The organism is Thalassomonas actiniarum (genome assembly GCF_000948975.2).
GTDB classification, from domain to species: domain Bacteria; phylum Pseudomonadota; class Gammaproteobacteria; order Enterobacterales; family Alteromonadaceae; genus Thalassomonas; species Thalassomonas actiniarum.
On the sequence record NZ_CP059735.1, the window covers coordinates 2,739,615 to 2,753,140 of the forward strand.

The 13,526-nt window shown below is 47.8% G+C and carries 12 protein-coding genes and 8 tRNA genes; 4 read left to right on the forward strand and 16 right to left on the reverse strand.

Annotated features, from left to right (window positions below):
* Positions 1–275 precede the first annotated feature (275 nt).
* The 8 genes from SG35_RS11900 to SG35_RS11935 all read right to left on the reverse strand — a co-directional run bounded on the left by SG35_RS11900 (position 276) and on the right by SG35_RS11935 (position 1,204).
* Positions 276–351 (reverse strand) — tRNA-Val (locus SG35_RS11900).
* A 39-nt stretch (positions 352–390) separates the two neighbouring features.
* A tRNA-Val gene (locus SG35_RS11905) sits at positions 391–466 on the reverse strand.
* A gap of 56 nt (positions 467–522) precedes the next feature.
* A tRNA-Val gene (locus SG35_RS11910) sits at positions 523–598 on the reverse strand.
* A 52-nt stretch (positions 599–650) separates the two neighbouring features.
* Positions 651–726 (reverse strand) — tRNA-Val (locus SG35_RS11915).
* 56 nt (positions 727–782) lie between these two features.
* Positions 783–858, reverse strand: a tRNA-Val gene (locus SG35_RS11920).
* Positions 859–902: 44 nt separating this feature from the next.
* Positions 903–978: transfer RNA gene (locus tag SG35_RS11925), tRNA-Val, on the reverse strand.
* 39 nt (positions 979–1,017) lie between these two features.
* A tRNA-Val gene (locus SG35_RS11930) sits at positions 1,018–1,093 on the reverse strand.
* Between the two features lie 35 nt (positions 1,094–1,128).
* A tRNA-Val gene (locus SG35_RS11935) sits at positions 1,129–1,204 on the reverse strand.
* Between the two features lie 261 nt (positions 1,205–1,465).
* Here SG35_RS11935 and gltX point away from each other — a divergent pair.
* Positions 1,466–2,878 carry a glutamate--tRNA ligase gene (gene gltX / locus SG35_RS11940; RefSeq protein WP_044831289.1) on the forward strand — a complete coding sequence of 471 codons (1,413 nt, stop codon included), beginning with the start codon at positions 1,466–1,468 and terminating at the stop codon, positions 2,876–2,878.
* Positions 2,879–3,128: 250 nt separating this feature from the next.
* Positions 3,129–4,469, forward strand: a complete 1,341-nt coding sequence (locus tag SG35_RS11945) for a DEAD/DEAH box helicase (RefSeq protein WP_044831288.1) — start codon at positions 3,129–3,131, stop codon at positions 4,467–4,469.
* Positions 4,470–4,548: 79 nt separating this feature from the next.
* Here SG35_RS11945 and SG35_RS11950 read toward each other — a convergent pair whose 3' ends face one another.
* On the reverse strand, positions 4,549–4,815 hold the full coding sequence (locus SG35_RS11950) for a hypothetical protein (protein ID WP_044831287.1): 267 nt from the start codon (positions 4,813–4,815) through the stop codon (positions 4,549–4,551).
* Between the two features lie 116 nt (positions 4,816–4,931).
* Positions 4,932–5,489 (reverse strand): helix-turn-helix domain-containing protein, encoded by a 558-nt coding sequence (locus SG35_RS11955; RefSeq protein ID WP_044831286.1) that lies wholly within the window; start codon positions 5,487–5,489, stop codon positions 4,932–4,934.
* 158 nt (positions 5,490–5,647) lie between these two features.
* On the opposite strand from SG35_RS11955, the gene SG35_RS11960 reads away from it, so the two are divergent.
* On the forward strand, positions 5,648–6,844 hold the full coding sequence (locus SG35_RS11960; RefSeq protein ID WP_044831285.1) for a benzoate/H(+) symporter BenE family transporter: 1,197 nt from the start codon (positions 5,648–5,650) through the stop codon (positions 6,842–6,844).
* Positions 6,845–6,889: 45 nt separating this feature from the next.
* Here SG35_RS11960 and SG35_RS11965 read toward each other — a convergent pair whose 3' ends face one another.
* The 3 genes from SG35_RS11965 to SG35_RS11975 all read right to left on the reverse strand — a co-directional run bounded on the left by SG35_RS11965 (position 6,890) and on the right by SG35_RS11975 (position 9,498).
* Positions 6,890–7,792 carry a DMT family transporter gene (locus tag SG35_RS11965; RefSeq protein ID WP_269082161.1) on the reverse strand — a complete coding sequence of 301 codons (903 nt, stop codon included), beginning with the start codon at positions 7,790–7,792 and terminating at the stop codon, positions 6,890–6,892.
* Between the two features lie 90 nt (positions 7,793–7,882).
* A complete protein-coding gene (locus SG35_RS11970) occupies positions 7,883–8,311 on the reverse strand; it encodes a GNAT family N-acetyltransferase (protein ID WP_044831283.1) in 429 nt (142 codons plus the stop codon).
* Positions 8,312–8,472: 161 nt separating this feature from the next.
* A complete protein-coding gene (locus tag SG35_RS11975; protein WP_044831282.1) occupies positions 8,473–9,498 on the reverse strand; it encodes a diaminopropionate ammonia-lyase in 1,026 nt (341 codons plus the stop codon).
* Positions 9,499–9,646: 148 nt separating this feature from the next.
* Here SG35_RS11975 and SG35_RS11980 point away from each other — a divergent pair, with 148 nt between their 5' ends.
* Positions 9,647–10,120 carry an Lrp/AsnC family transcriptional regulator gene (locus tag SG35_RS11980; protein WP_044831281.1) on the forward strand — a complete coding sequence of 158 codons (474 nt, stop codon included), beginning with the start codon at positions 9,647–9,649 and terminating at the stop codon, positions 10,118–10,120.
* Between the two features lie 57 nt (positions 10,121–10,177).
* Here SG35_RS11980 and SG35_RS11985 read toward each other — a convergent pair whose 3' ends face one another.
* The 3 genes from SG35_RS11985 to SG35_RS11995 all read right to left on the reverse strand — a co-directional run bounded on the left by SG35_RS11985 (position 10,178) and on the right by SG35_RS11995 (position 13,522).
* A complete protein-coding gene (locus tag SG35_RS11985; RefSeq protein WP_044831280.1) occupies positions 10,178–10,594 on the reverse strand; it encodes a VOC family protein in 417 nt (138 codons plus the stop codon).
* 43 nt (positions 10,595–10,637) lie between these two features.
* Positions 10,638–12,788 carry a methyl-accepting chemotaxis protein gene (locus tag SG35_RS11990; RefSeq protein WP_044831279.1) on the reverse strand — a complete coding sequence of 717 codons (2,151 nt, stop codon included), beginning with the start codon at positions 12,786–12,788 and terminating at the stop codon, positions 10,638–10,640.
* An 83-nt stretch (positions 12,789–12,871) separates the two neighbouring features.
* Entirely contained in the window at positions 12,872–13,522 is a 651-nt protein-coding gene (locus tag SG35_RS11995; protein ID WP_044831278.1) for a cytochrome P460 family protein, read from the reverse strand.
* Between the last annotated feature and the right edge of the window lie 4 nt (positions 13,523–13,526).

Below are 13,526 nucleotides of genomic sequence, written 5' to 3' on the forward strand. Positions count from 1 at the left end.
TTTAATAAAATTGGTATAACCAAGGTGCTCCTTCATTAAGAGCGACTCGTTATGTTTGTGAACGGTGATCCTGGGCACTTCAGTTAGCAAAATACCGGGAAATGAACAGGAAAAGAGCATGTCAGTGTTAAATTCAAGTTTTATTGGTTAAATAAAAGTAAAGTTTAAAGGGGTTGTGTGTAACAAAATGTTTAATGAGTCGTTTCTTTTAGGTATTAAAAGCAGAGTGCTTTCGCAAAATGAAGGTTATTTAACGAGTCGTAAAAGGAAGAATATGGTGGACGATACTGGGCTTGAACCAGTGACCCCCGCCTTGTAAGGGCGGTGCTCTCCCAACTGAGCTAATCGTCCGTATGGAGATAATTGTTAGCATAATAAAGCGAGGTAAAGTGGTGGACGATACTGGGCTTGAACCAGTGACCCCCGCCTTGTAAGGGCGGTGCTCTCCCAACTGAGCTAATCGTCCGTATGGACATATCGGGTAGAATCTTGAAATTTACGCTTTATATGAAAAAGATAAAATGGTGGACGATACTGGGCTTGAACCAGTGACCCCCGCCTTGTAAGGGCGGTGCTCTCCCAACTGAGCTAATCGTCCGCATGGACATATCGGATAATATCTTAAATTTACACTCAAAAGAGCAGGTAAATGGTGGACGATACTGGGCTTGAACCAGTGACCCCCGCCTTGTAAGGGCGGTGCTCTCCCAACTGAGCTAATCGTCCAAAAATATATCTGACAGTACTTCAGGTTTTATACTTTTTGCAAACAAAGGGTAAAGTGGTGGACGATACTGGGCTTGAACCAGTGACCCCCGCCTTGTAAGGGCGGTGCTCTCCCAACTGAGCTAATCGTCCAAAGAAACTATCTGATAACTTTACGCTTTATAGCAGGTGTAAAATGGTGGACGATACTGGGCTTGAACCAGTGACCCCCGCCTTGTAAGGGCGGTGCTCTCCCAACTGAGCTAATCGTCCGAATTTTACAGTCATTATTGTTTATCTTTAATAAGAAGATGGTGGACGATACTGGGCTTGAACCAGTGACCCCCGCCTTGTAAGGGCGGTGCTCTCCCAACTGAGCTAATCGTCCGCATATTATTGAAGTAAATAATAATTTTACAAAGATGGTGGACGATACTGGGCTTGAACCAGTGACCCCCGCCTTGTAAGGGCGGTGCTCTCCCAACTGAGCTAATCGTCCGTCTTTGTGGGGGCGTATTATAGGGAGATCGAAAAGGCTGTCAACAAAAACCAAGGAATAAAACCGCTTTTTTTCATCTTATTTTACTAACTGCTTTAATTTTCAACATCCTGATTAATTAGTGATCTTTTAACAGACAAATCGCGACAATAGGTGTATTCAATTCATTAGCCTGATAAAATAGCGCCAGATTTTTTTAGGCTAAAAATAGTATCTGCTGGTATCACCTTTATACCGGCAGATAAGCAAGATGAGAACAATATGACATTAACAACCCGATTTGCACCAAGCCCGACCGGATATTTACATGTAGGCGGCGCCCGTACCGCTTTATATAGCTGGTTATACGCCAAGAAAAATGGCGGTGATTTTATTCTGCGTATCGAAGATACCGATCTGGAACGCTCCACCCAGGCCTCTGTCGACGCCATTATGGACGGTATGAACTGGTTAAATCTTGACTGGACCCATGGTCCTTATTTTCAAACCAAGCGTTTTGACCGTTATAAAGAAGTCATTGACCAGCTGATTGAAACCGGCCATGCCTATCGTTGTTACTGCACCGCTGAAGAAGTAGAAGCGATGCGCGAAGAAGCGCGTGCCAAAGGTGAGAACGAGCGTTACAACGGCATGTGGCGTGAGCGCACCGACTACCCGGCAGATAAACCTTATGTGATCCGCTTTAAGAACCCTTTGGAAGGGGATGTCGTGATCAAGGATGCGGTGAAAGGTGAAATTGTTATTGCTAATAAAGAGCTGGACGATCTGATCATTGCCCGCTCCGACGGTTCTCCTACTTATAACCTGACCGTGGTGGTCGATGACTGGGATATGAAAGTCAGCCACGTGGTACGCGGCGACGATCATGTTAACAATACCCCGAGACAAATTAATATCTTAAATGCCTTAGGGGCACCATTACCTGTTTATGCCCATATCCCGATGATTTTAGGGGATGACGGCAAACGTTTATCGAAACGTCACGGCGCGGTAAGTGTGATGCAATATCGGGATGACGGTTACCTGCCGGAAGCCCTGCTTAACTATTTAGTGCGTTTGGGCTGGTCTCACGGCGATCAGGAAATTTTCTCCCGTGAAGAAATGATCGAGTTATTCGACTTAACCGGTTGTAACCGTGCGCCGTCTGCTTTTAATACCGAGAAGCTTATCTGGGTTAACCAGCATTATATGAAGACTATGGATGCGGAATATGTTGCCTCGCACCTGGCCTGGCATATGGAAGACCAGGGTATCAGCACAGATAACGGTCCGGCATTAGCCGAAATTGTTAAAGTACAGGCAGACCGGGTGAAAACGTTAAAAGAAATGGCGCAGATCAGCCGTTATTTCTACCAGGACTTCACCGAGTTTGACGCTGCTGCCGGTAAAAAACACTTACGTCCGGTCGCCAAAGAGCCGCTTGAGCTGGTAAAAGCCAAGCTGAGTGCACTGGAGAGCTGGCAAGGGGATGCTATCCATGAGGTCATCAATGCTACCGCCGAAGAGCTGGAGCTGGGCATGGGTAAAGTGGGTATGCCGCTGCGTGTTGCCGCAACCGGTGCAGGTAATTCCCCGTCACTGGATATTACCCTGGCATTAATGGATAAAGATAAAGTGCTTGCCCGTATCGATATGGCGTTGGCCTTTATCGAAGAGCGCATTGCCAACAGCTAATGGCTTTTAATCCGGGAGGTTGGCATTAAAATAATCAGCTGAGTTCCCGCGAATTTATCAATGGCCGGTAAAAGTGATTCACTTTTACCGGCTGTATTTTTACTATCAAGTTTACCTGTAGAGAGCTGCAGGTGATATACCTTATTTTAGTGTCGGCACTTAAGCCTTTTTTGGCCTTTATTATTTTAGGCCATTAGTATGGCAATAATTTGACTATACTAGTGCGGCACACCTTGTTTTGGAGTTTAGCTTGCAATTTAATGAATTTGGCTTAGATAAAAGGTTGTTATCCGCCATTGAACATATGGGCTTTGAACAGGCCACACAAATTCAACATCAGGCCATACCTGCGGCCATGTCGGGACATGATTTAATTGCATCGTCTAAAACAGGGTCGGGTAAAACCTTGGCCTACTTGCTGCCTGCGATGCAGCGTTTGATCAAAAACCGGCCGTTAGCCAAGCGCGATCCCCGGGTGGTGATTTTAACGCCGACCCGTGAACTGGCGAAACAGGTGTTTGCCCAGTTGCGTTTACTTACCTCGGGCACACAGTTTAAGTCGGTATTGATCCTCGGCGGTGAAAACTTTAACGACCAGGTGAAAGTGCTGGAGAAAGATCCGCAGTTTATCGTTGCCACCCCGGGGCGTCTGGCGGATCATTTATCGCAGGGACATTTTTATTTAAACGGCTTAGAGCTGTTGATTCTCGATGAAGCGGACCGCATGCTGGATTTGGGTTTTTCCAAGCAGCTGGCGCAAATCAATAAAGCCGCCGATCACAGAAAACGCCAAACCCTGATGTTTTCCGCGACCCTGGATCATGCCCAGGTGAATGACTTTGCTTTAGAGCTGTTAAATAAACCTAAGCGTATTGCTATCGGCCATGCCCACAGTGAGCATAAAGACATCAATAAACGTTTTTACCTGTGTGATCACTTAGATCATAAACAGGCTTTGCTTGAGCATTTCCTCAGTGCTGAAGATTACCAGCAGATGATCATATTTACTGCCACCCGTAGTGATACCGAGCGCTTGTCGAAAGCGTTATCGGCCCAAGGCTTAAGCACAGTGGCACTAAGCGGTGATTTAAACCAGAGCCAGCGTAACCAGATCATGGACGGCTTCAGTAAAGGCCAGCAGAAAATTCTGATCACCACAGATCTTGCTTCCCGCGGCCTGGATTTAACCAATGTCTCCCATGTAATCAACTTTGACTTGCCCAAGCACAGTGAAGAATTTGTCCACCGTATTGGTCGTACCGGCCGTGCCGGCAGTAAAGGGGATGCCATCTCTTTTGTCGGCCCGAAAGACTGGTGGAGTTTTAAAAATATCGAAGCTTTCTTGCAGCAAAACTTTAGCTTTGAGCAAGTTGAAGGCTTAAAGGCTAAGTTTAAAGGCCTGAAACCGAAAAAAGCTGCGATCAGTGATAAAAAGCAGACCGGGGCGAAGAAAAAACCGGTTAAGAAAAAGACCGGCCAGGGGCGCAAAGCCAGCAATAAAACCTTTCATTTTGCCGAGGATGCCGGGGATATGCCGGTGCTTCGCCGTAAAGGCGGCTTGCAGGAGCATGAGGATAACGAAGAAAGCTAGTCCTTATCAGTAAAGATGCTGCCAGCAGCGGGCAAGAGCTTGGCCTGCTGCCAAGCTCTTATCAGTTTGTTGTAAAACCTTATTCCCCGAAAGTTGTTTTTGACAGCAGTCCCGCTTTTTTGGCATTAAAACTGACGGTATGGCCGCAGTCGGCACACTCTATCACCAGTAACGGGATTAAAGACCTTTCCGGATCGGCGCCGCCTATGGGTAACTTCATTAACTCATAAAGCTGGGGATGAATGACCCACTGATTCTTGCCGCAAACATAACAACGCCGGTTGTCCTTGAAATGTAGATCCAGGTGTTCCATTGCCTGTTCTTGTTGTTTTTGCGTTAATGCCACGGCAACTCTTCCTTTTGGCTGACACGTTGAAAAGTAAACTTATATCTTATTCATTATAATCACTATTTTTGTAACTGTATTATTGTGCGTGAAATAACGAAAGAGCTTATGATGCACTAAGGGTAGTGGATCAGACTGTGGAATACCGCAGGTGCCTGATGAAGGTTCCGGTATCCGTGTGCTTGGTCAGCGGCAAACCTAACAGCAGCTCCTTGTTTAAGTGTTAACCACTGTCCGTCAACCAGTAACTCCATTTCTCCGCCGGTGACGATCACATGCTCAGTAACTCCTTTTTCATGAGGCTCGGCAAGACGTTCGTATCCCGGCAGCAAGGTTAATTCAAACAATTCAAAACCAAAGCGGGGCTCAAAGGGAAATAGCGCAGCCACCAGCATTTGATCGCTGGCGGGCTGGCGGCGCAACTCGGCGCTTGAGCGGATCACGGTTTGTTCAGTGTCGGTTACCGGCGGTTCAAGAAAAGTGGACAGGGATAAATGAAAACCACTGGCTATTTTCCACAAGGTGGCCACTGTCGGGCTCGATTCTCCCCGCTCTATCTGACCTAACATGGCTTTGCTGACACCGGTTTCTTTTGCTGCCCGGTCCAGGCTCCAGCCTTTTTCTTTTCTCTGTGTTTTTAATGTTCGGGCCAGGTACTGATCAAGTGCTTGCATTGGTTGCATTGCTGTTTTCCATTTTAATGGGCTGAAAAGTGTTTAAAAAAAACTTGTGCGTTATAGCGTACAAATGCTACTTTAAGCAAATGGACGTTATAGCGCACAAATGATTGTAAGGGGTGGGGCAGATGGGGTCAATATCGGGAGTTTCTCACATGATGAGGTTTTTCAGCGTGTCGCATATTTGCGCCGGTTTTGTCGCGGTACTGGTGGGTTATACCAGTGCGGCCGTGATCATCTTTCAGGCGGCGGAAGCGGCCGGGGCATCGCCCGTGCAAATCAGCTCCTGGTTATGGGCATTAGGCATAGGCATGGGCGTGAGCAGTATCGGGCTGTCGCTGTATTTTCGCACGCCGATCTTAACCGCCTGGTCGACACCGGGAGCGGCATTACTGGTGACCGCCTTGTCGGCAACGTCGTTAAATGAGGCAGTAGGCATATTTATTTTCAGCTCAAGTTTGATTTTGCTGTGCGGCATCACCGGCTGGTTTGAAAAGATCATGCGCCATGTGCCTGCGTCTTTGGCCGGCGGCATGCTTGCCGGTGTTTTGCTGCAATTTGGCATGGATATCTTTAAGGTTTTGGATGATGAGTTTTTACTGGTGGGGGGCATGCTGGCGGTTTATATGCTGTTTAAGCAGGTTTTGCCCCGGTATGTTATTCCGCTGGTGCTGTTAACCGGCGGCGGTGTCGCCTTTTTTCAGGGGCAGCTGCAACTCGATAATTTGAGCTGGCAGCTGTCGGCACCTGTTTGGGTGACGCCGGATTTTAGCTTAGCGCAATTAATCGGTGTTGGTATTCCGCTATTTATTGTGACCATGGCATCACAAAATGTCCCGGGGGTCGCAGCCCTGAGGGCAAACGGTTATCAGACGCCTGTGTCTCCGCTGATCAGCTGCACCGGATTTACCGGCGTGGTACTGGCGCCATTTGGCGGTTTTGCCTTTAATCTGGCGGCGATCACCGCGGCTATTTGTCAGGGGAAAGAGGCGGGAGTTGATCCCGATAGACGTTATCTGGCCTCGGTATGGGCCGGGGGCTTTTACCTGCTCACCGGCATCTTTGGGGCAAGTGTTGTTGCCTTATTTGCCGCCTTTCCAACCGAGCTGGTGATGGCCCTTGCCGGGCTGGCGTTATTGGGCACCATAGGCAATAGTTTATCTGCTTCCCTGGCAGATCATCATGAGCGGGAAGCGGCGTTGTTAACCTTTTTAGTGACCGCTTCCGGTATCAATCTGGCGGGGATCGGCAGTGCCTTCTGGGGCCTGGTTATCGGGCTGCTGGCTTATCACTTGCAAAAATCTGTCGCCCCGGAGATCAGAAAAGCCTATATCGCAAGACAAAGCACTTAAGGGCGAATCAAGCCGGATTATTTGCAGGCTTGTTGGTGGCTTGGTTCATGCTAATGCTTTTGCAGCCTTGGTGCTGGCCCTTTGCGTTAATATGCCCTGGCTGATGCCGGCCAGGATGATCAAAGTACAACTGCTTAATTGCAGCAGGGTTAAGGTTTCGGCAAAAAGCGACCAGGCAAAGCAAACCACGGCAACCGGCTCAACATAAGCCAATGTGCCAAAAGTGACCGCAGGTAAGTTTCTCAGTGCTTTTACCGCGCACAAGATGGCAATAAAACCTGGGATGATGCCGATGGCCAACAACCATAGAGCCTGAGCGGCGGATATTTCAGGGGTCGAAACCAGCATCAGCGGCAGCAGACACAAGGCACCGGTGAGCAACTGTACTAAGGTGCTCTGATATGGGGTCGATTTGTCCGGTTTACGGTTGATCAGCATAAAGCCGCTGTAGGTCAACAGAGACAAAACCCCGTAAAACAGGCCCAAAGCTTCGTTTTCTGAGCCTGAGGCGGCTAATGAAAACTGCATCATCATGGCAAATCCCAGTAAAGCGAGGGCGATGGCTAAGACATTGGCAAAGGCCAGACGCTCCTTAAAGATAAAATGTGCGAATACGGCACTGACTAAGGGGGCCAGGTACACCATCATCACGGCATTGGCCATGCTGGTATAGTTCATTGCCTGGATATAAAAAAACATAAAGCCGGCTAACATGGCGCCGTTGACTAAGGTGCGTTTACCCGGTCTATGTAAAATCTGGCTGCGTTTGGATGAGGCCAGCATATAGACAAGCAGACACAGGGCGCCTAAAAACAAACGGTAAAAGGTGATGTGCTCGGCGGGCAAAGCGGCAAAACGCGCCAGTGTGCCTATGGTACCCATACAGATGGCGGAGGTTATCGCCAGGAAAATAAAGGATAATTTCGGGGAGTTAACGGAGTGTGACAAACTGTGAACCTGACAATTTTTTATATAAGGACTGATAACTAAGGGCTTAAAAAAGCTGCTGTTTTATCAGCTGCTTTATGAGTGAAGGTTTTAGCAAGGCTTAGCCTGCATATGAAACTCGTATTCATCTTTTCCCGTAATGGCAAAACCAAGCCTTTTATATAAGTTAAGGGCGGGGTTTTCTTTTAATACTGTAAGCTCCACGGTTTTGTTTGTTGCCTGTTGCAATACATGCTGCAGAATTTTTTTACCTAAACCTTGTCCCTGGTATTGGGGAGAAATCTGGAGTTGCATGATTTCGACGGTCTCGTTTTGCTGCCGGAACTTTAATGTGCCTATTTTACTTTCTTGGTAAAAGATGATGTGCGAACATTCATAAGCATCATTGAGCCTGAAGATATGCTCTTCTTCCGTGAGAAACTGGCCTGACTTTTCCAGGTGCTCAACCATAGTTAATTTACGCAGTTGTAGCAGGTAAGCTTTATCATCTGCTGTTGCCTGAACGAAAGTGAAACTCATCAATGACCTCTAGGTGCCGGTATTTTCTCAGAGGATAAAAAGGGAGATGATAACGGCTTAGCCGGTAAGCAGCCAGTCTTTTGTTGCATCCTGGCTCTTTGTCTGATTTGTTTTATCAAAGGGTTTGCAACAGCCTCGGCAAAAGCTTCTATGCTAATAACTTACCCGGTTGCTTTTACTTCGCTGGCAGCTTGTTCAGTGATGATGACCAAAGACCGGCTGTTTACGAGTCGGCTCTTGAGCAGTGCGGCTAAACCGGCGGCACCCGATGTTGTCGTCGCTAAGCCGAGATCTGTTGCTATCGCTGCAGCATTTACTGCTTCTTGCTCTGATACAGTAACAAAGCTGTCTGCCTGGTGTTGTAAAATATCAAACGCCAACAGGGAAGGGGTTTTACAATCAAGGCGGCCCATATTGGAAACCCCTCCCGATACCGTGCAGATTTCTCCTTTGTCGGTACTTTGTTGCAGGCAGGGGGCCAGCTCAGGCTCGACGATAATAATTTTTGGCTGAACTTGCCAGTGTGCCCGGATCATAAAGGTGATGGCCGCGGCCAAACCGCCAACGCCAGCCTGTAAAAAGACATGGCTTGGCCAGTTATTTTGCTGTTGAAAAGCCTGGCGCATTTCCTCGGCAATGACAGTGTAGCCTTCCATCACCAGACGGGGGATTTCGGTATAACCGGGCCAGGAGCCGTCACCAAGATGAACCGCTCCCGTTTGCTCGGCATCTTTAATGGCTGCTGCCATACTTGCTTCATAGTTTGTGCCTGAGCGTACCACTTGTGCACCTTTATCCCGCAAACGTGCGGCAAAACTTTCCGGTACCGTCTCGGCCAGATGAATCCGGGCACGGGCAGAGAATATTTTTGCCCCGGCGGCAACCGCTAAACCATGGTTGCCGGCACTGGCACAGACAAAAGTCATGGTTTTAGCCATTGCCAGCATTTTCTCGGATAAGTACTCTTCGGGAGCAACCGCTTTTCCCGTTTGTTTTTCAAGTGCCAGTGCTATCAGCCTGGCCAGGGCATAGAAACCGCCAAGGGCTTTGAAAGAGCCTAACCCCATGCGTTTGCTTTCATCTTTGAACAGGATGTTTTGTCCCAGGTAGCTGAGTTCGGTGAGCGGGCTTTGCCGGTAAAACGGACAGGCCTGTAGCAGTGCTTTCGGTTGCTGGCAATTAAACATATTTTTCTACCGCGATTATTGTTGGCTTCATTTAGCTGATTTGATGATCTTATTTTAAAATAAGCTTTTGCCTGCTTTATGTCGGTTTTTCATGGTTTTTGATAAAATATATTCATGTTTAGCTAATCTTTTGGGAAATATTTTCATTATGGAATTGGATAAGGCAGATATACGTATCCTGGTAGCAGTGCAGGAAAATGCCCGTATCGGGCTCGAGGCGCTGGCTGAAACCGCTTCGCTGTCGGTGGCTTCGGTGCAGCGCAGGCTGAAACAGCTCAGGGCTAAGCAAATTATCACCCGGGAGGTGGCGGTGCTCGATCCGGACAAACTGGGCCAGCCGATGAGTTTTATCGTCATGGTGGAGATGGAGCGGGAGCGCCCGGATCAAATTGATGCATTCTCCCGCCTGGTATTAGCCGACCCCCAGGTGCAGCAATGTTACTACATTACCGGTGAAGCCGACTTTTGCCTGATTTGCAGCGCGGCAGATATGAAAGGTTTTGAAGCCTTAACCCAGAGGTTATTTTTTAATAATAATAATGTCCGCTGTTTTAAGACCTCGGTGGTGATGGGCAAAAAGAAAGTGGGGCTTAATGTTGATGTCAGCGGTATACTCACATGAGTGATGCCGGTTGAGTAAAAGTTTTTAGCTGCCTGAGGATGATTTTTTGCAATTGTGTTATTCGGCGCCCGGTCCCAGCGGCTGACCGAAACTGAATTCAACGAAATTGCCATCGGGATCTTTGATGCCGCAATAATAGCCTACCGGGTAGGGCTCTTGTTTGCAGGGCCAGACCAGGATACCGTCCTGTTTTGCCCTGAGTGCGATGTCATCAACCGCCTGCTTGCTGGTCATGGCAAAACCCAGATGGGAAAAGTCATTGCTTTGCTGGTATTTCTCCGGTCCGCCGGGCAGCATCACCAAAATAAAGTCATGCTCTTTGCCTGTCTCTGCCATCCAGACGATAGATTTACCGTCTATGCCCTGGGCTCTGCGCTCGCGGATAACATTGAGACCGGCATATTGCTGGTAAAACTCGACACAGGCACGTAAATCTTTTACATGTAAAGCGATATGGGTGAGGGAGATCGTCATGTTTACTTTTGGGGCCTTATTGTTGATGAAGCGCCAGTCATTCTTATATGGTGGCGCTGATATCGTCTTCTTCTTCGCTGATCAGTTCGCCAAAATCATCCAGGGCACTTTTGCTGCCTGTTGTTGCCTGCGTCTGTCGCTGCTGGTTCTGTGCCGGTTCAGGCGAGTTCTGTCCGGCTTGTCCTGAGTCCGGGGTAAACTGGGCGACCAGATCATAAAGCTGGCTTGATTGTTCTGCCAGATGATTTGAGGTCGAAGAAATATGCTCTATTGCTTCGGCTGAGACATTGGCCAGGTTACTGACATTTTCACCGATATCCCGGATTTCGACGGTCTGCTGGGTTTGCTCTCCCGAGGCGGTAGCGATTTCCAGGGCATGCTGGTTAACATTATCAATATTGTTGCTGATGGTGTTGATCGAGGTTTTAGTACCTTCAAGACTGGCCAGCAGCGACTGGGTATCATTGGCGGTAGATTGCATGCATTCGCTTAACAGTTGGTTCAGGCGGAAATTCTCCTGTAACAGGTTGCCTATGTTAGTGGTGGAGTCCTGGGTTTTACTGGCCAGCTGGCGGATTTCATCGGCGACGATGGCAAAGCCGCGGCCTACTTCCCCGGCCCGGGCGGCTTCAATGGCGGCATTAAGCGCCAGCAGATTGGTTTGATCGGCGATGGTTTTAATGGTGCCGAGCATATCCAGCAGGCTTTTGCTCTGGCTGTTGAGCTGGGCAATTTCTGCTTCGAGTTTTTCTATCTCCTGACCCATAGTGATGGCTTTTACGCTTAATGAGTCCATGTTGTCCAGGCCATCGGCGGCGGCTTCCTTGGCTTTGACCAGCTCCTGCACCGTGGCGTTGGTTTTATCGGCAATTGCCTGGCAAACCGTGTAAATTTGTTCGCTGGAATCAGATGCTTTTTCCGTCAGGGAAACACTTTGCCGGGTATTGCCGCTTGCCTCGCTTAGTGACTGCTTGATATGGCTTGAGTCCTGGCTGATGAGTTTGGCGACATCTATAGTTTTGCCCATCATCGCCTGCAGGTTGGTTAATAATTTATTGAAATGGATTGAGGTCTCGCCGAGTTCATCGCTGGACAATACCTCTATTCTCTGAGTTAAATCCGCTTGTCCCTGGGACATTTCCCGCATCATATTACGCAGGGTAAGGATAGGTTTGATAATTTTGGCGTTGGCAAAGTAAATAACGAAAATACCAAAAGAAATACCACCGATAAACAGGCTCAATAAAATCAGCACATTGGTTTGGGTGGACTTGACCAGCTTCTGGCTGGTATCCAGACTGAGTTGTTGCTGGACCTTGACCAGGGTGCCGAGTTCATCGCCGAGTTTCTTGAGCAATTCGCCGAATTCGTTGCGGATCAAATAGGCATCGGTGCGCCATTTTTCGCTGCTGTGAATATCGATCGCCAGTTCCAGGTGGGAAAAAAAATTGTCCTTGAGCTGGCTAAATTCATCCAGGGCATCGAGTTGCTCTTCTCCCAGTTGATCTTCTTTTGCACGCAGGCTGATCATGTTTTGCTCCAGCCCTTTTTTAAATAAGTCAACTTCTGACAGGATCTCGCTGTTGCGCAGGGCAAGGTAATGCCTGACATTACTTAAGATCATCGCCCACTGATATCTGAGATTATGAATATCCAGCAACAAGTTGGCATATTGCTCGACATCCTCAGTATCAGACTCTCCCAGCACGATATCTGTGGTCATTTGCAGGGCTTTGCTGCCAAGCGGCTCAAGCTGGTCCCGGGATATTTGCAATGCAGGACGGTTTTTTTCCGGGTGTTCGGCCAGGTCAAACATCACGGTTTGATAATTGCTGAGCTCATCCACTAAGGTGGCGATGTAATTGATTTGCGGTTGATCTTTTGGCTGGCTGTCTTGTGCAGACTGATTAAGGATTTGTTTCAACGAGTCCAACTGACTTTTTAAACTACTGAGGTTTTCCAGGTATTTTTGTTTATCAGAGCTTTCCTGGCTCAGCATATAATAACCCAGGGAGCTGGAGCTTTGGTGTACCTTGTTGGCAAGATCCATGGAGGCAACGAGGGTAGGGATCAATTTCTCAACAAACTGGCCGGTTTCTCTTTCCATGCTTTTCATGCTGAGATAGGCGACGGTTAAGACCAGCAGCAACATAATTAATAAGCCGCCTAAAGATCCCAGCACTTTTTTTCTCATCGATAATACCACTTGTCTGCCCTCTAAAAATAACTCTGCGGATAGTCAGCTAAGTGAAAAACTTAACCGGCGCTATAGGGTAATTAACGGCTTTGCTCGGTATAAAAAGTGGAAAAGACGTAATCCCGCTCTTGCATATTTTCATGACATTTCGCACAACTTTGGTAGATATCAACATTGGTGTTATTGCCGCGCATCATCAAGTCGCCGTTAGGTGCAAATTGCGTGTATTCCCAGTCGCCTCCTGTCGGGGCATATCCCGGTGGCTTTTTCACCATTAAGGTCAGGGATGTAGGCTGATGAGGGATACCGTTTTTGACGGTATAGTTTTCTTTTAAAAAGATGGTGCCGACTTCATAACCCTTAAAATATTTATCTTCGGCTGCTTCCTCGTCCTCATCTTCATCGTCGTCTTCATTTTGATAAACCCTAAGGTATTCGATGTAATTGTCGCGATAGATATCTGTGCCTTTATTGACATAAATCACGACATAATTGTTCCAATGCAGGCCGGAAAATTCAAAACCCGTCAACCGGCTCCACTTTTTTCGGTAGTCCCGGGTTTGGGGGTACATAGCCGGAACGGTAAAAAGGCTTTTATAGTAGGCCTCATCCATATTAAATTCTTCTTTTTGATTTGCATTGGCCGAAGCGGATCCGGCGAAGACAAGAAGCAGTGACAGTAAAAAGGCACTGGTTACTTTGCTGATATCAATCCCTGATTTCAAAGTCATGATT